19 protein-coding genes are annotated in these 15,711 nt (G+C 67.7%); 7 read left to right on the top strand and 12 right to left on the bottom strand.

Annotated features, from left to right (window positions below; genetic code table 11):
- The first annotated feature begins 9 nt into the window (after window positions 1-9).
- Both nrdR and A5758_RS21670 read left to right on the top strand, forming a co-directional pair.
- Window positions 10-474 (top strand): transcriptional regulator NrdR, encoded by a 465-nt coding sequence (gene nrdR, locus A5758_RS21675; RefSeq protein ID WP_046184812.1) that lies wholly within the window; start codon window positions 10-12, stop codon window positions 472-474.
- A gap of 38 nt (window positions 475-512) precedes the next feature.
- Window positions 513-995: a peroxynitrite isomerase gene (locus A5758_RS21670; protein ID WP_067744277.1), complete on the top strand. Its 483-nt coding sequence runs from the start codon at window positions 513-515 to the stop codon at window positions 993-995.
- A gap of 8 nt (window positions 996-1,003) precedes the next feature.
- Here A5758_RS21670 and A5758_RS21665 read toward each other — a convergent pair whose 3' ends face one another.
- The 3 genes from A5758_RS21665 to A5758_RS21655 are packed head-to-tail and all read right to left on the bottom strand — an operon-like array spanning window position 1,004 to window position 3,775.
- Window positions 1,004-1,690: a PhzF family phenazine biosynthesis protein gene (locus tag A5758_RS21665; protein ID WP_067199321.1), complete on the bottom strand. Its 687-nt coding sequence runs from the start codon at window positions 1,688-1,690 to the stop codon at window positions 1,004-1,006.
- Between the two features lie 36 nt (window positions 1,691-1,726).
- Window positions 1,727-2,758 carry an alpha/beta fold hydrolase gene (locus A5758_RS21660; RefSeq protein WP_067744266.1) on the bottom strand — a complete coding sequence of 344 codons (1,032 nt, stop codon included), beginning with the start codon at window positions 2,756-2,758 and terminating at the stop codon, window positions 1,727-1,729.
- A gap of 42 nt (window positions 2,759-2,800) precedes the next feature.
- Entirely contained in the window at window positions 2,801-3,775 is a 975-nt protein-coding gene (locus tag A5758_RS21655; RefSeq protein ID WP_067744263.1) for a proteasome assembly chaperone family protein, read from the bottom strand.
- 198 nt (window positions 3,776-3,973) lie between these two features.
- Between A5758_RS21655 and A5758_RS21650 the strand changes: the two genes are divergently transcribed.
- Complete coding sequence (locus A5758_RS21650) at window positions 3,974-4,813, top strand: serine protease (protein ID WP_067744260.1); 840 nt, start codon at window positions 3,974-3,976, stop codon at window positions 4,811-4,813.
- On the opposite strand, the gene sthA is transcribed toward A5758_RS21650, so the two are convergent.
- A complete protein-coding gene (sthA, locus tag A5758_RS21645) occupies window positions 4,810-6,225 on the bottom strand; it encodes a Si-specific NAD(P)(+) transhydrogenase (protein WP_067744257.1) in 1,416 nt (471 codons plus the stop codon). The genes A5758_RS21650 and sthA overlap by 4 nt on opposite strands.
- A 111-nt stretch (window positions 6,226-6,336) precedes the next feature.
- On the opposite strand from sthA, the gene A5758_RS21640 reads away from it, so the two are divergent.
- Complete coding sequence (locus tag A5758_RS21640) at window positions 6,337-7,395, top strand: DUF4192 domain-containing protein (RefSeq protein ID WP_067744715.1); 1,059 nt, start codon at window positions 6,337-6,339, stop codon at window positions 7,393-7,395.
- Between the two features lie 19 nt (window positions 7,396-7,414).
- On the opposite strand, the gene ideR is transcribed toward A5758_RS21640, so the two are convergent.
- The 3 genes from ideR to A5758_RS21625 all read right to left on the bottom strand — a co-directional run bounded on the left by ideR (window position 7,415) and on the right by A5758_RS21625 (window position 9,743).
- Entirely contained in the window at window positions 7,415-8,104 is a 690-nt protein-coding gene (gene ideR, locus A5758_RS21635; protein ID WP_066950336.1) for an iron-dependent transcriptional regulator IdeR, read from the bottom strand.
- A gap of 127 nt (window positions 8,105-8,231) precedes the next feature.
- On the bottom strand, window positions 8,232-9,221 hold the full coding sequence (gene sigB, locus A5758_RS21630) for a sigma-70 family RNA polymerase sigma factor SigB (protein ID WP_082939153.1): 990 nt from the start codon (window positions 9,219-9,221) through the stop codon (window positions 8,232-8,234).
- A gap of 108 nt (window positions 9,222-9,329) precedes the next feature.
- The gene (locus A5758_RS21625; RefSeq protein ID WP_369816474.1) at window positions 9,330-9,743 is read right to left on the bottom strand and encodes a DUF3099 domain-containing protein; all 414 of its coding nucleotides are present in this window, start codon (window positions 9,741-9,743) and stop codon (window positions 9,330-9,332) included.
- Between the two features lie 45 nt (window positions 9,744-9,788).
- Between A5758_RS21625 and A5758_RS21620 the strand changes: the two genes are divergently transcribed.
- Entirely contained in the window at window positions 9,789-10,028 is a 240-nt protein-coding gene (locus tag A5758_RS21620; protein WP_066950325.1) for a DUF3039 domain-containing protein, read from the top strand.
- On the opposite strand, the gene A5758_RS21615 is transcribed toward A5758_RS21620, so the two are convergent.
- Entirely contained in the window at window positions 10,025-11,020 is a 996-nt protein-coding gene (locus A5758_RS21615; RefSeq protein WP_067744251.1) for a YihY/virulence factor BrkB family protein, read from the bottom strand. The two genes, A5758_RS21620 and A5758_RS21615, sit on opposite strands and share 4 nt — an antisense overlap.
- A 64-nt stretch (window positions 11,021-11,084) precedes the next feature.
- Window positions 11,085-11,270, bottom strand: coding sequence for a hypothetical protein (locus tag A5758_RS25445; RefSeq protein WP_082939152.1), 186 nt, complete (start codon window positions 11,268-11,270; stop codon window positions 11,085-11,087).
- Between the two features lie 136 nt (window positions 11,271-11,406).
- Here A5758_RS25445 and A5758_RS21610 point away from each other — a divergent pair, with 136 nt between their 5' ends.
- Window positions 11,407-11,763: a DUF952 domain-containing protein gene (locus tag A5758_RS21610; protein ID WP_067744248.1), complete on the top strand. Its 357-nt coding sequence runs from the start codon at window positions 11,407-11,409 to the stop codon at window positions 11,761-11,763.
- On the opposite strand, the gene A5758_RS21605 is transcribed toward A5758_RS21610, so the two are convergent.
- From A5758_RS21605 to ppgK, 3 genes are all read right to left on the bottom strand, one after another.
- Window positions 11,712-12,125, bottom strand: a complete 414-nt coding sequence (locus A5758_RS21605) for a RidA family protein (protein WP_067744245.1) — start codon at window positions 12,123-12,125, stop codon at window positions 11,712-11,714. The genes A5758_RS21610 and A5758_RS21605 overlap by 52 nt on opposite strands.
- Before the next feature lie 102 nt (window positions 12,126-12,227).
- Window positions 12,228-13,736, bottom strand: a complete 1,509-nt coding sequence (locus A5758_RS21600) for an RNA polymerase sigma factor (RefSeq protein ID WP_082939798.1) — start codon at window positions 13,734-13,736, stop codon at window positions 12,228-12,230.
- A 176-nt stretch (window positions 13,737-13,912) separates the two neighbouring features.
- Complete coding sequence (gene ppgK / locus A5758_RS21595) at window positions 13,913-14,722, bottom strand: polyphosphate--glucose phosphotransferase (protein WP_067744242.1); 810 nt, start codon at window positions 14,720-14,722, stop codon at window positions 13,913-13,915.
- Window positions 14,723-14,825: 103 nt separating this feature from the next.
- On the opposite strand from ppgK, the gene A5758_RS21590 reads away from it, so the two are divergent.
- Window positions 14,826-15,704, top strand: a complete 879-nt coding sequence (locus A5758_RS21590) for an inositol monophosphatase family protein (RefSeq protein WP_067744237.1) — start codon at window positions 14,826-14,828, stop codon at window positions 15,702-15,704.
- The last annotated feature ends 7 nt before the right edge of the window (window positions 15,705-15,711 follow it).

Below are 15,711 nucleotides of genomic sequence, written 5' to 3'. Positions count from 1 at the left end.
GGAGCGGCCATGCATTGCCCGTTCTGCCGGCATCCCGATTCCCGGGTGATCGACTCGAGGGAAACCGATGAAGGGCAGGCCATCCGGCGCCGCCGATCCTGCCCCGAGTGCGGGCGGCGTTTCACCACCGTTGAGACCGCCGTTCTCGCGGTGGTCAAGCGCAGCGGGGTCACCGAACCTTTCAGCCGGGAGAAGGTCATCAGCGGTGTCCGCCGGGCCTGCCAGGGCCGCCAGGTGGACGACGACGCGCTGAACCTGCTGGCTCAGCAGGTAGAGGACACCGTGCGGGCCGCGGGTTCCCCGGAGGTCGCGAGTCACGAGGTCGGGCTGGCCATCCTCGGCCCGCTGCGCGACCTCGACGAAGTGGCTTACCTGCGGTTCGCATCGGTATACCGGTCCTTTGAGTCCGCGGACGATTTCGAGCGCGAGATCCAGGCGCTGCGCGAGCACCGCCAGGTGACAACACCGAGCTGACGGCCGGGCCCAAGCCGCCCGGGCCTAGGCTCGGTTTCATGCCCACCGACTTGCATCCCGATCTCGAGGCACTGGCACCACTCCTGGGAACCTGGGCTGGCCAGGGTGCGGGCGAGTACCCGACGATCCAGCCCTTCGACTACCTCGAAGAAGTGGTCTTCTCCCACGTCGGTAAGCCGTTTCTGGCCTACGCGCAAAAGACCAAGGCGCCCGACGGCAAGCCGTTGCACGCCGAGACCGGATACCTTCGCGTGCCGCAGCCCGGTCACGTCGAGCTGGTGCTGGCGCACCCGAGCGGCATCACCGAAATCGAGGTCGGCACGTATTCGGCCGCCGGCGGCCAGATCGAAATCGAGCTGTCCACAACGGACGTCGGGCTGACCCCGACTGCCAAAGAGGTGACCGCGCTTGGCCGTTCCTTCCATGTCGACGGCGACGAGCTGTCGTATTCGGTGCAGATGGGCGCGGTCGGGCAGCCCTTGCAGCACCACCTCGCCGCGGTGCTGCACCGGCAGCGTTGAACCGCGGGTCAGTTCAGGTGCGTCACACCGTCATTGACGACGCGCCCGGCCACCCCGACCCAGCCCTCGGCGTTCCACGTCGTCTCGATGACCGATCCCTTGCCCTGGGTGATGTGTAGGTCGCGGCTGAGGTAGTCGGTGATGCGCATCGCTGCCGAGCCGGTCGCCTCGTCTTCCGGCACACCGAGGTTGGCGGCAAACACGCGGGCGCGTACCGATCCGGCGGCCCGGTCGGTCCACGCCCACAGGTAGTGCGCCGTGTCGTCGGAAAAATCTCCCGGGTCGGCGGCGAGAAGGTCGTCGGCTGAATCGAATTCGTGCAGGGCGACCTCGGGAGCCCAGTCCGACCGTGCGCTGATGCCCGCGCTTTCCGCCCCATAGCTCACCTGCACGATGCCGGCCGTCACCTGCAGCGTGTTGATCGGCGTTCCGTTCTCGCGCAGCCACCACGCCGCGCCGACGGTCGGGTGCCCGGCGAACGCAATCTGGATTAGTGGGGTGTAAATGGTGGCGTGCGCCGTCGTTGATCCGCCAGCCGGAAGATCGACGAAAACCGTTTCGCTATAGCCCAATTGAGTTGCGAGCCGTTGCCGAGCGGCGGGCTCGACCTGGGCGGCATCCACGACACCCAGCGGATTGCCGAAATTCCCCTCCGAATCGGTGAACACCCGCAACACGGTGACGTCGATACCCATGGCCCGACTGTACGGCCCCTGGCGCGGCCGCGGGGTTCAGGTGGCGCTGCGTTCGTCGGATCCCATGGCGTTCAGCACGGCGACGCGGGTGGGGGCGGGGCCGGTGACGGCCTTCTCGCCGCCGCCGCTGCGGAGCAGCTCGCGCAGGGCCGCCTGATCGTATTCGGCCGGCGAGGTGGTGTCGACGAAGCGTTCGACCACGTCGATGAAGCGAGCGGGGTCGTCGTGGAAGGGGAAGTGGCCGGAGCCCTGGAAGATTTCGAGGCGGGAGCCGGGCATCGCGGCGTGCGCCATCCACCCATGACGAACCGGGACGACCACATCCTTGGTGCCCCAGACGATCTGCACCGGGATGGCTTCGGTCAAATAGCACCGATCGAGCATGGTGACGATCTGTCCGCGCCAGTCCACCACCGCCCGCAGGGTCCGGCTGAACGCCGCCGACGCCGTCGGCTCCGGCAGGTCATCGAGGATCCGCAGGACGTTGGGCAGGTCGCGGCCCAGGCCGGTCGATCCGATCGCCAGGCCCGCGATCCGTCCCGCCAGCTGCACCGCCGGCAACACCAGGGGAAGCCGCAGCAAGGCCAGCGCCTCGCTGCCCATCGGCAACGAGGCCAACCGGAAGGCGACGTTGACGTCCTTGGTGACGCCGCCGGCCGCGACCAGGATCAGCCGGTCGACCAAATGCGGGAACTGGTAAGCGAATTGCATGGCCACGCCGCCGCCCAGCGAATGGCCGACAACCGTCACCCGCTCGATGTCGAGCACGCTGAGCAGGTCGCGCATCCCGTTGGCGTAGGCGGCGACCGAATAGTCGGCGCGCGGCTTGTCGGATCGCCCGTGGCCCAACAGGTCCGGGGCGATGACGGTGAACCGCTGGGCGAGCTTGGCCTGCACGGTGTTCCAGGTGGTGGAGTTGTCACCGATGCCGTGGACCAGCAGGATCGCCGGCCCGTCACCGGCGATCCGGTAGGCCCGCTTGTAGCCGTGGATGGTGCGGAACTCCAGCCGGGGCTCGCTGACCTCCCGCACCGGGCGGAGAGTGCTCTTGCGCTTCCGCTCGGTCATGTCGCCACCTTGGTGTCGGGCCGGGAAGGCCGGGCGGAAAGGTCAGGCCTGGTCTTCGTCGCCGCGCTTCTTCTCCGCCTCCTGGGCGAGGAATCGCTCAAACTCTGCGCCAAGCTCGTCGCCGCTAGGCAGGTCCTCGTCCCGAGTTAGTAACGACCTGTTCTCCTGAGCGTCGATGAAGGCATCGTACTGGCGCTCGAGCGCGGTCACCACTTGAGCAACCTCCGCGCTCGCCTCGACCTGCTCGTCGATCTTGGTCCGGATCACTGCCGCCGCTTCGGTCAACGCCGTCAACGGCAGCTCGAGCGACGCGATCTTGGCCACCTGCTCGAGCAACGCCTCGGCGGCCGCCGGGTAGTCGGTTTGCGTCAGGTAGTGCGGCACATGCACGGTGTAGCCGACGACCTCGTGGCCGTGCTGGGCCATCCGATATTCCAGCAGGTTCGACGCGCTGCCGGGGACCTGGATCTCCGAGATCCACGGCGTGAACTCCGCGATCAACTCGGGGTTGTTGGAGTGCGCGGTCATCGTGATGGGCCGCGTGTGCGGAACCGCCATCGGCACGGTGCCCAGGCCGATGGTCTGGCGAACGTTGAGGCGCTCCGCCAGCAGGCGGACCGCGGTGATGAAGCGCTCCCACTTCAGGTCCGGTTCCATTCCGGCGAGGAGCAGAAACGGGGTGCCGATGGTGTCGCGCAACGCGTACAGGCTCAGCTCGGGGTCGTCGTAGTTCGTGAAGTGATCGGTCTTGAAGGTCATCAGCGGCCGCCGCGACCGGTAATCGAGCAATTCGTCGATGGCGAAGGACGCCACCAGCTCGGAGTCCAAAGCCGCTTTCAGATGCGACGCGGCCAGCCGGATCGCGTGACCGGCATCCGAGAAACCTTCCAATGCGTGCACCAGCACCGGGCCTCGCCCGTCCGACGTCGACAGCTGGGGCGCGGGCAGCTCGAGCTCGTACATGCCGGCCTGTCCCGGCTGGTAGTGCTGCTCCTGCGGGTCCTGATCGTGAGCCATCGGAATCGCCTCCTCTCGGGGGTTTCACCAGGGTGCCCTACCAGTGTCCCCCGAATCGGTGGGCACCAATATCAAACAGCGATGTGAAGTTCGGGTTTAATCCACGAGTGAACATGTCGGGGGGTCGCTCGTGAGTTTTACCGGCGAGCCGGTCGGCACGCGACGCGTCGAAATCTGCTCTCTGTGCAGGTGTCAGGCATGATGAAACCGATGCGCGTACCGACCCTGTTGCTGTGCTTGGTGGTCGCCGTGGCGACGTCGGTGACGTCGTGCAAGCGGCCGCCGAATGATCGTGCGTCGGCCCCGCCGGCGCCGGCCGTGCGCAGCAGTGCGCCGGTGCAGCGGCTCGGCACGCCCCAGCAAAAGGCGGTGGCGGGCCCGGTAGACCCGGACAAGCGCGTCGGCGCGATCTTCATTGACGGCGGTCCGCTGCACGTGTGCACGGGCTCGGTGGTGCATTCCGCGGGCGGCAACCTGATGATGACCGCGGCGCACTGCCTGGCCGGGGCCTCCAAGATCACCTTCGTGCCGGGTTTCGTCGGCGACGCGCCCCCCGCGCCGGCCGATGTGTGGAAGGCCGACGCCGTCTACCTCGATCCCCGCTGGACCGTCAGCAAGGATCCCAGCGCCGACTACGCGATCGCACGGCTGAGTAACGACGTCGGGGGTTCGGTGGAGTCGCACGCCGGCCTCGCGCTGACGCTGGGCACGACGCCGCCGCCCGGTAGCCACGTCACCGTGATGGGCTATCCGGCCGGTGTGGGTGGCGCTCCCATCGGGTGTCAGGCGAGCACGTCGTTGACCGAGGCCGGATTTCCCTCGTTTCCGTGCGAGGGGCTGGTGGACGGCACCAGCGGCGCGCCCTGGGTCAGCGGTACCACGCTGACCGGGGTGATCGGGGGTTTCGAGCGCGGCGGGTGCGCCGCGAACGTGTCGTATTCGGCCCCGTTCGACGCGCAGACCGCGCGACTGTTGGCCCGTGCCGATGCCGGCGGCCCCGGCGACCCGGTTCCCGGGGAGCTCGACGACAGCTGCTAGGCGCGGAACTGGTTGAGCGCGCGCACTTTGTTCATCACGTCGAGCGCGGCCACCTTGTAGGCCTCCGAGAACGTGGGGTAGTTGAACACGGCGTCCACCAGGTATTCGACGGTGCCGCCGCAGCCCATGACGGCCTGCCCGATGTGCACCATCTCGGTGGCGCTGGTGCCGAAGATGTGCACGCCCAGCAGCTTGAGATCGTCGGTGGACACCAGCAGCTTGAGCATGCCGTAGGAGTCGCCGGCGATCTGGCCGCGGGCCAGTTCGCGGTACCTGGCCACGCCGACCTCGTAGGGGATCGCGTTCTTCGTCAGCTCGACCTCGGTGGCGCCCACGTAGGAGACCTCGGGGATGGAGTAGATGCCGATCGGCTGCAGTTCGGTGATCCCGTCGGTCGGCTCTCCGAAGGCGTGGTAGGCGGCCAGCCGGCCCTGTTCCATCGAGGTCGCGGCCAGCGCGGGGAAGCCGATCACGTCACCGACGGCGTAGATGTGCGGCACCTTGGTCTGGAAGAAGTCGTCGACGAAGATCCGGCCGCGGTTGTCGGCCTCCAGCTCGGCGTTGTGCAGGTCGAGGTGGTCGGTCTGACCCTGCCGCCCGGCGGAATACATCACGGTCTCGGCGGGGATCTGCTTGCCGCTGGCCAGGGTGGTGACGGTGCCGGCCGAGCCGACGTCGACCGCGGTCACCTCCTCACCGAACCGGAACGTCACCGCCAGGTCGCGCAGGTGGAACTTCAGCGCCTCCACCACCTCGGGGTCGCAGAAGTCCAGCATGTCGCTGCGCTTCTCCACGACGGTGACTTTGGTGCCCAGCGCGGCGAACATCGAGGCGTATTCGATGCCGATGACACCGGCGCCCACCACCACCATCGAGGTGGGCAGCGATTTGAGGTCGAGGATCCCGTCGGAGTCGAGCACCCGCTCCTCGTCGAACTCGACGCCCGACGGCCGCGCTGGCCGGGTGCCGGTGGCGATGACGATGTATTTGCCGCTGACGGTTAACTTTTCGCGACGGGACGGGTCTTCGACCTCGATGGTGTGCGGGTCGACGAACCGGCCATGGCCCAGCAGCAGGTCGATGCGATTGCGCATCAGCTGGTTGCGCACCACGTCGACCTCCTTGCCGATCACGTGCTGCGTGCGGGCCAGCAGGTCGGCCGGGGTGATCTTCTCCTTGACGCGATAGCTCGCGCCGTACAGTTCCCGTTGGCTCATCCCGGTGAGGTAAAGGACGGCCTCGCGCAACGTCTTTGACGGGATGGTGCCGGTCTGGACGCACACCCCACCGAGCATCTGGCCGCGTTCGACGACCGCGACGGTCTTGCCGAGCTTGGCCGAGGCGATGGCGGCCTTCTGGCCGCCGGGCCCCGAGCCGATGACCACCATGTCGTACGCTTGCGCCGAACTCATGGGGTAACAGTAGAGCAGCAGAACTCACAGTGCTGGGTTCATTCACAGGCCCGGGATTCCATCCGTTCTCCCGAGCACCGGCTGACGGTGCGGCACGTCAGCGTGGTGCCCATGACGACGCATCGACGTGACTTCAAACTGAACCGGCCCGGCGCACTCATCGCCGCGCTGCCTGCCGTCCTCGGCTTCGTTCCCGAAAATTCATTGGTACTGGTGTCTTTGGATGGTGGCGACCTCGGAGCGGTGATGCGGGTCGACCTGTCCGACGAGCTCGCCGCGCGGGTCGGACACCTCGCGGAGGTCGCCGCCGCGGCCCGGCCCGACGCCGCGATCGCGGTGATCGTCGACGCGGAGGGGGCGCACTGCCCCTGCTGTAACGACGATCACCGGCTGGTGTGCGATGCGCTCGCAAAGTCGTTGTCCGAGCACGACATCGAGTTGTGGGCCGCACACGTGGTAGACCGGGTCGCCCTCGGCGGGCGCTGGCACTGCGTGGACGGTTGCGGCTCGAGCGGCCTCGTCGATGATCCGTCGGCGTCGCCGCTGGCGGCCGCGGCGGTGCTCGACGGCAGGCGGCTGTACGCGCGCCGCGCCGACCTGCAGGCCGTCATCGCGATCGAGGACACGGCGCGCAGCGCCAAATTGACCGCCGTGATCGACCGGCAGGAGACCAGGCGCCGGTCCGCGCACCGCGCGGATCCGGCCCGCTGCACCCGCGCCGACGTGAAGCACGCGATGGCGGCCGCGTCCCGTGTCGCCGCCGGCGAGGCGCTGACCGCAGGCCAGCTGGCGAAGCTGGGCTGCGCACTCGTCGACGCGCAGGTGCGCGACATCCTCTACGCCCTGGCGGTCGGTGAGAATGCCGACGAGGCGGAGTCCTTGTGGGCGCTGCTGGCTCGCACCCTGCCCCCGCCCTGGCGGGTGGAGGCGCTGGTGCTGCTCGCGTTCAGCGCTTACGTCCGCGGCGACGGGCCGCTGGCCGGGATATCGCTGGAGGCCGCGCTGCGCTGCCAGCCCGGCCATCGAATGGCGGGCATGCTGGACACGGCGTTGCAATCGGGCCTGCGGCCCGAGGACATCCGGGAACTGGCGCTTACCGGCTACCGGCTGGCTAAAGAGCTCGGCGTGCGGTTGCCGCCGCGACGGCCTTCTGGCCGCCGGGCGTGCTAGCCCTAGGGCGAGCGAGCGGTCAGACTTTCTCGACCTTGACGGCGTGCGCCATCTCGTGCGGCAGGGTGACGTTCTCGTGGCCCGGGATGACGATGGTGACCCCGGCGGGCCCGGTCTCGACGGTCACCCGCGCGTTGGGGACGACGCCGGCGTCCTTCAGGCGGGTGATCAGGTCGATGTCACCTTGCACATGTTCGGTCAGTTGGCGGACGACCACGGCCACCGGCGAACCGGGCGGCAACTCGGTGAGCCGGACGAGGTTGGCGTCGTCGGCGCCGGACTCGGGGCCGACGCCCAGGTCCAACAGACCCGGGATCGGGTTACCGAAGGGGGAGGTGGTCGGGTGGTTGAGCACCTTGACCAGACGCCGCTCGACGTCCTCGCTCATCACGTGCTCCCACCGGCATGCCTCGGCGTGCACTTCCTCCCAGGGCACCCCGATGACGTCGACGAGCAATCGCTCCGCGAGGCGGTGCTTGCGCATGACGGAAATGGCCAGCGCCCGGCCCTTGTCGGTGAGCTCCAGGTGGCGGTCGCCGGCGACGTGGAGCAGCCCGTCGCGCTCCATGCGGGATACGGTCTGGCTGACTGTCGGCCCGCTCTGGTCGAGGCGTTCTGCGATGCGCGCACGCAGCGGGGTCACGCCCTCTTCTTCGAGGTCGTAGATGGTCCGCAAGTACATCTCGGTGGTGTCAACCAGGTCGTTCATTCAGCACCTTCCATCGACGCCGAGTCTACTTGGCCAGCTGCGCGAATGGGTGTAACGCTGCCCCGACAAGCAGTATGCCCGCCGCGTGCGCGGCGGGCATACCGTCTGCTACCTAGCTGGGGGGGTCTTAGCTTGCGTACGACCGTAGCCGGTCGGCGCGCTCGCCGTGGCGGAGTTTGGACATTACGTCTCGCTCGATCTGCCGGACCCGCTCGCGCGAGAGGCCGAACAGCTTGCCGATCTGATCGAGGGTGCGTGGCTGGCCGTCGTCCAGGCCGAAGCGCAGCCGGATCACCTGGTGCTCGCGCTCGTCGAGAGTGGCGAGCACGCTGCGGATGTCGGTGTGCAGCAGCTCGGCGATCACCGCGTTCTCGGCGGACATCGCCTCGGCGTCCTCGATGAAATCGCCCAGCGGGGCCTCTTCTTCGGAGCCGACCGGCATGTCCAGGCTTACCGGGTCGCGGCTGTGCTCGAGCAGGTCGTTGATCTTTTCGACCGGGATGCCGGACTCGGCCGCGAGTTCCTCGTCGGTGGCCTCGCGTCCCAGGTTCTGGTGCATCTCCCGCTTTATTCGCGCCAGCTTGTTGACCTGCTCAACCAGGTGCACCGGCAGCCGGATGGTGCGGCTCTGGTCGGCCATGCCACGGGTGATGGCCTGGCGAATCCACCAAGTGGCATAGGTGGAGAACTTGAATCCCTTTGTGTAGTCGAACTTCTCCATCGCGCGGATCAAGCCCAGGTTGCCCTCCTGGATGAGGTCCAGCAGCGGCATACCGCGGCCCGTGTAGCGCTTGGCCAGCGACACCACCAGACGCAGGTTGGCTTCCAGCAGGTGACGGCGCGCGGCCTGTCCGTCGCGCGCGACGGCATCGAGGTCACGTCGGCGGTTCTCGCCGAGGCGCTTGCGCGTTTCGAGCAGATGCTCGGCGTAGAGCCCGGCCTCGATGCGCTTGGCCAGTTCAACCTCGCCCGCCGCGTTCAGCAGCGCCGTCTTACCGATGCCATTGAGATATACGCGCACGAGGTCAGCGGCCGGGCTTTGAGCATCCAGATCGCCGTCAAATCTGCTCGTGCTGGCGTTCGCCATAGCGACCTCCCGTTCGGCTTGTTCTGTCATGGAGTTCAACGACAGATCAGCCCTGAGAGTTCCCGGCCCGTTGTGATCTCACACGTCTTGACGTGCGGGAATGTGCCGTCGACCTGAGAATGTCCTGAGAAGTGCGGACTATTCCGAGCCCTGCGGTCCGGTTGGCCAGCTCGAGTGGGGATGCCGGGGCGGTTCGATCGCCGGCCGCTCGGCGCTCGGGAACAGCGGCGTGCGCCGCCGGGCATCGTCGAACCGCCGCGGCTCGTCGGGGCTGCGCGGTGGCCGGTCGTTGGCGATCAGGACCGCCATCCACGGCAACGGGATCGACACGGCCACGATCGCCAGTGAGATCAGGCCGTTGTGCCACGCGCCGTATGCCAGCGCGGCGAGGATTAGCGCCGGGATCCGGAACCCCATCAGCGTCAAGTATTTCCGGACCCGCGCGCGGTGCTGCTCTTCGTAAGAGGGTGCTGCGGCGGTGATGAGCACCGGCCGGCCCTCATCGTCGAACCCCAGATCGGATTCGCGCTTCATTTCTCCACTCTCCCACACCCGGGCAATTCCGGCAGGAGCGAGTTACGGGGCACAATGTCAGGTATGGAGACCCAGACGATCGAACGCACCGAGACCGACGAACGCGTCGACGACGGGACGGGCAGCGATACGCCGAAGTACTTCCACTACGTCAAGAAGGACAAGATCGCCGAGAGCGCGGTCATGGGTAGCCACGTGGTGGCGTTGTGCGGGGAGGTCTTTCCCGTCACCAAGGCGGCCAAGCCGGGTTCGCCGGTCTGCCCGGATTGCAAGCAGATCTACGACCGGATGAAGAAGGGCTAGGTCGGCCGCGACGGCTCGGCCGCCAGCGTCGCGTTATCGGCGGGCGCCGGCTCGGGTGACGAAGCCGCCGGACGCTTCAGCGCCGTCACGCGGTATTCCAGCCACTTGCGCAACCGGTGGGCGTGCGTCTTCGGCGCCGGGAACTCCTCCTGGACTGCCGCGTTGAGTTCGGCGCCGAGCATGACCGCGAAACCGCCGAAGAACGCGAATAGCAGGAACGCGATAGGTGTGGCCAGCGCACCGTAGGTGTAGCCGGTGCTGGTGATCCACCGCAGGTAGATCCGAAGGCCCAGCGTCGCGATCAGGAAGACCGCCGTGGCGAGCACGGCACCGAAGATCAGCCGGTGCGTCGGCAGGGGTTCGGGCAGCGCCACCCGGTACAGGATGACCACCCCGACCAGCAGTCCGAGGATCAGCGCCGGGTAATACCCGTAGCGCAGGACGTTGGCCAAGTCGTACGGGATGTGTTCGCTCACCTTGCGCGGGCCCACCACCAATACCGGCGCGGCCACCACCACGAACACCAGCATCACCATGTAGAGGAACAGGGCGAAGAGCCGCTGCCGCACGGGGTGCCGCAGCGGGGTCTGGTCGTGCGCCTCCACCACGGCGTCGACGTAGGCCGAGATCGCCGACGATCCCGCCCACATTGAGATCAGGAAGCCGACCGACACCACCTCGCCACGCGCATTGGCGGTGACGTCACGGATGGTCGGCTCGATGATCTCGTTGACGACGCTGGGCGAGAAGAAGCTGCGGATCGCGGAGATGATGCTCTTCTCGATCGCCGTCAACGTGTCGGGCCCGAACAGCGGCGCCACGTAGGCCATGCTTCCCAGCATCCCCAGGAGCAGCGGCGGTAGCGACAGCGCCGACCAGAAGCCCGCCTGCGCGGACTCGGAAAAGATGGAGTCATCCCAGCTTTTCGAGAGGGTCCTCAGACCGAGTCGCCAGATGTGATGGCGCGACGGTTTTGCGACTTGATCGCTCATACCCGTCCAGCATTACCGAAGACTTGCCCCGTCGCCCACATTGCCGACGGGTGAGTCCGGCGGACTAGCTTGCGCTGACCTCCAGGACGGCGGAAAGCTCGGTCAATTTCGCCTCGTGCTCATTGGCGTGATGCTGGCAGAAGAGAAGCTCAGCTCCGGAAGGCAGCGTGGCACGGACTCGAGCGGCGGCACCGCAGCGGTCGCAGCGGTCCGCACGGGTTAGCTCGGGACTGGTCAGAGTTGCATTCATGGCTTCTCCGTTCTTGCTTTTATTCACTCTCTCAGACGTATGGGGTTTTCGCGTTGTTCCCTGATCGTTATCGGGTGTGTCGTTTCTCACGGCCTGTAAACGTTTCGTTTCCGACGCATCTCTAATGTGTTCGTCCATGACTTCCGCTCCTGACCTGCTGGTACATCTGTGTGGGGTGGACGAATGGTCCCGTGCCCGCGCGGCCGGTGAGATCCACGCGTCCGGCGGCCAGTTCATCCATCTGTCGACGCCGGGGCAGGTTCACCTGCCGGCGAATCGGCTCTATCGGGGCCGCGATGACTTGGTGCTACTGCACATCGATCCGGCGCGGCTGCACTCCGAAGTGCGTTGGGAGCCAGGCGTTGCAACGGATCCGGAGTCGATGCTGTTCCCGCACCTGTACGGTCCGCTGCCCACGGACGCTGTGATCAGAGTCACGGCCTACCGCCCGGCGCCCGACGGAACCTTCCCGCCCGCTGGGGAGTCCACGTAGGCGTCGGCCTCGATCTCGACCAACAACTCGGGCGCTATCAGCGCGGACACCTCCACCATGGTGGCCGCGGGACGGATCGCGCCGAAGACCTGCGCGTGTATCGCCGCGACCTCGCGCCAGCGGGAGATGTCGGTGACATAGATCCGGGTGCGGACCACGTCGGAGAGCGCCGCTCCCGCCTGTCGGAGCGCAACCTCGATGCGGCGCAACGCATCTCGGGCCTGGGCCGCGATGTCGCCGGCCGGCCCGGCACCGGTCGTTCCGGCTACCGACACGTGCGGGCCGACCCGGACCGCGCGCGAATAGCCGACGGCGGCTTCGAACTCGGAGCCGGATGACACCACTGTGCGGTTGGCTGACATGGGAGTAACCGTACGACGGTCCCGCCGGCGGCGCGACGCATTTTCCGTGGGCGCTGAGCGTCCTTGCGCGGCAACGGCTCCGGCGAGGACGTTCGGTGGTTACTAGTCGAGGTAGTCGCGCAAGACCTGGGAACGGCTGGGGTGGCGCAGCTTTGACATCGTCTTGGACTCGATCTGACGGATGCGCTCGCGGGTGACGCCGTAGACCTGGCCGATCTCGTCGAGGGTGCGCGGCTGGCCGTCGGTGAGGCCGAAACGCAGCCGTACTACGCCGGCTTCGCGCTCCGACAGCGTCTCCAGCACCGACTGCAACTGGTCTTGCAGCAGGGTGAACGACACCGCGTCGACGGCCACCACGGCCTCGCTGTCCTCGATGAAGTCACCCAGTTGACTGTCGCCCTCGTCGCCGATGGTCTGGTCCAGCGAGATCGGCTCACGGGCGTATTGCTGGATCTCCAGCACCTTTTCGGGCGTGATGTCCATTTCCTTGGCCAGCTCTTCAGGCGTGGGCTCGCGGCCCAGGTCCTGCAACAGCTCGCGCTGGATGCGGCCCAGCTTGTTGATCACCTCGACCATGTGCACCGGGATGCGGATGGTGCGGGCCTGGTCGGCCATGGCGCGGGTGATGGCCTGCCGGATCCACCACGTCGCGTAGGTGGAGAACTTGTAGCCCTTGGTGTAGTCGAACTTCTCGACCGCACGGATCAGGCCCAGGTTGCCTTCCTGAATGAGGTCCAGGAACGCCATCCCGCGGCCGGTGTACCGCTTGGCCAGCGACACCACGAGGCGCAGGTTGGCTTCCAGCAGATGGTTTTTCGCGCGGTCGCCGTCGCGGCAGATCCACATCATGTCGCGGCGCTGAGCGGCGGGCAGCTTGTCGCCGCGCTCGGCCATCTCGGCCATCAGCTGCGTGGCGTACAGGCCGGCTTCGATTCGCTTCGCCAGCTCGACCTCTTCCTCGGCGTTGAGCAGCGCCACCTTGCCGATCTGCTTGAGGTACGCGCGAACCGAGTCCGCGGATGCGGTGAGTTCGGCGTCCTTGCGCGCTTGCCGCAGCGCCTCAGACTCGTCTTCGTCCCAGACGAAATCGCCGGAGGCTTTGTCCTTTTCGGAGGGCTCGGCGATTTCCTCGTCGTCCTCGGCGGGAGCCGCGGCAACCACGGCGGCTGCCGGGGCGGTTGCCCCTTCCTCGCTGTCGTCGGGGTCGGGCGGGTCGACTTCGGCGTCCTCGCTTTCGGCCGCGACGTCGTCTTCCTCCAGGTCGTCCAGGCTCAGGTCGGCGGCGTCGATCTCGAGGTCTTCGCCGGGCTCGGCGTCGAGCTCCGCGTCGTCGAGATCTTCGACGGCCTCCACGTCGACGTCGGAATCCGCCGGCGCGCCCTTGGCCGCTTTGGTCCCGCGGCCCGACGGTGCCTTGGCGGTGCGGGTCTTCTTGGTGTCGGCGGCGGCGCCGGCCTCGGCCGCGCGTGCCGGCGCCTTGGCGGCGCGTTTCGCGGGGGCGGAGCCATGAGCGGCCTTGGCCGCCGATCGCTTAGCGGGGGAGGACGGAGACTTCGTGGCGGTCCGTTTCACCGGCGCTTCGGTTGCCGGGCTTGCCTTGGTCGCTGCCACTTACACCCCTTCGTTTGGGCTCACCTTCGGTGGGTATTGGGCATGGTTAACCGAAAGTGTCTGCTATGTCGATGTCGGCGTTGGATCAGCGTGGGTGTTTGCACGCTATCGTTCGGGCGGTCGCCGATGACCATTGTAACGACAGTGAGCGGTGCAACGGCTCTGCCGGGCGAAAATCAGTGCGTCACGTCGGAGGTGGAGGCCATGGCCGCGCCGACGATCCCGGCGGTGTTGAGCAGGGCCGCCGCCACCACCGGGGTGCGATTTTCGAGCAGCGGTAGCCACTTGTCGGCCTTGCGGCTGATGCCGCCCCCCGCGATGAACAGGTCCGGCCACACCGCGTTCTCGATGGCCACCAGCACCCGGGTGACCTGCTTGGCCCACTTTTCGAAGCTCCAACCGTTCTTCTCCTTGACCGACGACGCCGCGCGCTGCTCGGCTTCCTTGCCGCCGACCTCGAGATGGCCGAACTCGGTGTTGGGTATCAAGACGCCGTTGTGGATGACCGCGGAGCCGATTCCCGTCCCGAACGTCAGCAACACGACCAGACCGGACCGATTTCTGCCGGCGCCGTAGTGCTCCTCGGCCAGCCCCGCGGCGTCCGCATCGTTGAGCACCGTGACGTCCTGGCCGTCCAACTCCGCGCTGATGATGTCGCGCGCGTTGCTGCCGATCCACGAGTTGTCGACGTTGGCAGCCGTCTGGACGACACCGTGGGTGACGACCCCGGGATAGGTCACCCCGAGTGGACCGGTCCAGCCGAACGCGTTGACCACCTCGGCGATGGTCTTAGCAACCGCCGGCGGCGTTGCCGGCTGCGGGGTCAACAGCTTGATCCGCTCGCCGATCAGCTGCCCGGTGTCCATGTCGACGACGCCGCCCTTGATGCCGCTGCCGCCGACGTCGATGCCGAATCCCCGACGCTGTGGGGTGCCGACGGCGGCGCCGGTGCCGGGCGTTTCCGTGGTCGAGTCGGTGCTGGTCATCGAAGCTCCTGGACGTGGCTGAGGCTGTCCGCCCACCTTAGCCCGGCGCTGGTGCGCCTACGGGGTATCTGCGGGGCCGTGCCGCCTGTGATGCGATAGACCGGTGACCCGAGGAGATGACGAGCCCGCCCGCTTGCGCACGGTGGCCGAATCGCTGGCCACGGAGGCCGCCGCGTTCGTGCGGCGTCGCCGCGCCGAGGTCTTCGGCGAGGCCCCGGCGAACTCGCAACTTCCGGGCAACGGCGCGGTGCGGTCGAAGAGCACCCCCACCGATCCGGTGACCGTCGTCGACACGGAGACCGAACGCCTGTTGCGGGACCGGCTGGCCGAATTACGGCCCGGTGACCCGATTCTCGGCGAGGAGGGCGGCGGCCCGGCCGACCCGGCGGGGACCCCCGCGGGCGCGGTGACGTGGGTGCTCGATCCCATCGACGGCACGGTGAACTTTGTCTACGGGATCCCGGCGTACGCGGTGTCGGTCGGCGTGCAAGTCGACGGCGTGTCGGTGGCGGGCGCGGTCGCCGACGTCGTCGCCGGCCGGGTGTACTCGGCCGCGACCGGCCTGGGCGCGCATGTCATTGACGACCAGGGGGTGCGGCCGCTGCGGTGCGCCGCGGTCGATGATTTGTCGATGGCGCTGCTGGGCACGGGTTTCGGGTACTCGCGGCAGCGGCGGGCGACGCAGGCGGCCCTGTTGGCGCGGCTGTTGCCGGTGGTCCGCGACGTCCGCCGGATCGGTTCGGCGGCGCTGGATCTGTGCATGGTCGCGGCGGGCCGGCTAGACGCGTTCTACGAGCACGGCCTGCAGCCGTGGGATTGCGCCGCCGGTGCGCTGATCGCCGCTGAGGCGGGCGCGCGGGTTTCCTTGCCGGCGAACGACATTGAGGGCGCCGGGCTGGTGCTGGCCGCCGCGCCGGGAATCGCCGACGAGCTGCTGGCCGCCCTGGATGAAATCGACGGCCTCGACCCGATCCTCGATTGACGCCGCT

Source organism: Mycobacterium sp. 852014-50255_SCH5639931 (assembly GCF_001665605.1).
GTDB classification, from domain to species: domain Bacteria; phylum Actinomycetota; class Actinomycetes; order Mycobacteriales; family Mycobacteriaceae; genus Mycobacterium; species Mycobacterium paraffinicum.
Note: the sequence above shows the minus strand (reverse complement) of the source record. Positions and strands in the feature narration are given on the sequence as shown.

Coding starts and splice junctions, on each gene's coding strand:
- A5758_RS21615 (WP_067744251.1), bottom strand. CDS start 11,020: ATGAGCGATCAAGTCGCAAAACCGTCGCGCCATCACATCTGGCGACTC.
- ideR (WP_066950336.1), bottom strand. CDS start 8,104: ATGAACGACCTGGTTGACACCACCGAGATGTACTTGCGGACCATCTAC.
- A5758_RS21650 (WP_067744260.1), top strand. CDS start 3,974: ATGATGAAACCGATGCGCGTACCGACCCTGTTGCTGTGCTTGGTGGTC.
- A5758_RS21670 (WP_067744277.1), top strand. CDS start 513: ATGCCCACCGACTTGCATCCCGATCTCGAGGCACTGGCACCACTCCTG.
- A5758_RS25445 (WP_082939152.1), bottom strand. CDS start 11,270: ATGAATGCAACTCTGACCAGTCCCGAGCTAACCCGTGCGGACCGCTGC.
- A5758_RS21655 (WP_067744263.1), bottom strand. CDS start 3,775: ATGGCTCACGATCAGGACCCGCAGGAGCAGCACTACCAGCCGGGACAG.
- sthA (WP_067744257.1), bottom strand. CDS start 6,225: ATGAGTTCGGCGCAAGCGTACGACATGGTGGTCATCGGCTCGGGGCCC.
- A5758_RS21660 (WP_067744266.1), bottom strand. CDS start 2,758: ATGACCGAGCGGAAGCGCAAGAGCACTCTCCGCCCGGTGCGGGAGGTC.
- sigB (WP_082939153.1), bottom strand. CDS start 9,221: ATGACAGAACAAGCCGAACGGGAGGTCGCTATGGCGAACGCCAGCACG.
- A5758_RS21665 (WP_067199321.1), bottom strand. CDS start 1,690: ATGGGTATCGACGTCACCGTGTTGCGGGTGTTCACCGATTCGGAGGGG.
- A5758_RS21640 (WP_067744715.1), top strand. CDS start 6,337: ATGACGACGCATCGACGTGACTTCAAACTGAACCGGCCCGGCGCACTC.
- nrdR (WP_046184812.1), top strand. CDS start 10: ATGCATTGCCCGTTCTGCCGGCATCCCGATTCCCGGGTGATCGACTCG.
- A5758_RS21610 (WP_067744248.1), top strand. CDS start 11,407: ATGACTTCCGCTCCTGACCTGCTGGTACATCTGTGTGGGGTGGACGAA.
- ppgK (WP_067744242.1), bottom strand. CDS start 14,722: ATGACCAGCACCGACTCGACCACGGAAACGCCCGGCACCGGCGCCGCC.
- A5758_RS21605 (WP_067744245.1), bottom strand. CDS start 12,125: ATGTCAGCCAACCGCACAGTGGTGTCATCCGGCTCCGAGTTCGAAGCC.
- A5758_RS21620 (WP_066950325.1), top strand. CDS start 9,789: ATGGAGACCCAGACGATCGAACGCACCGAGACCGACGAACGCGTCGAC.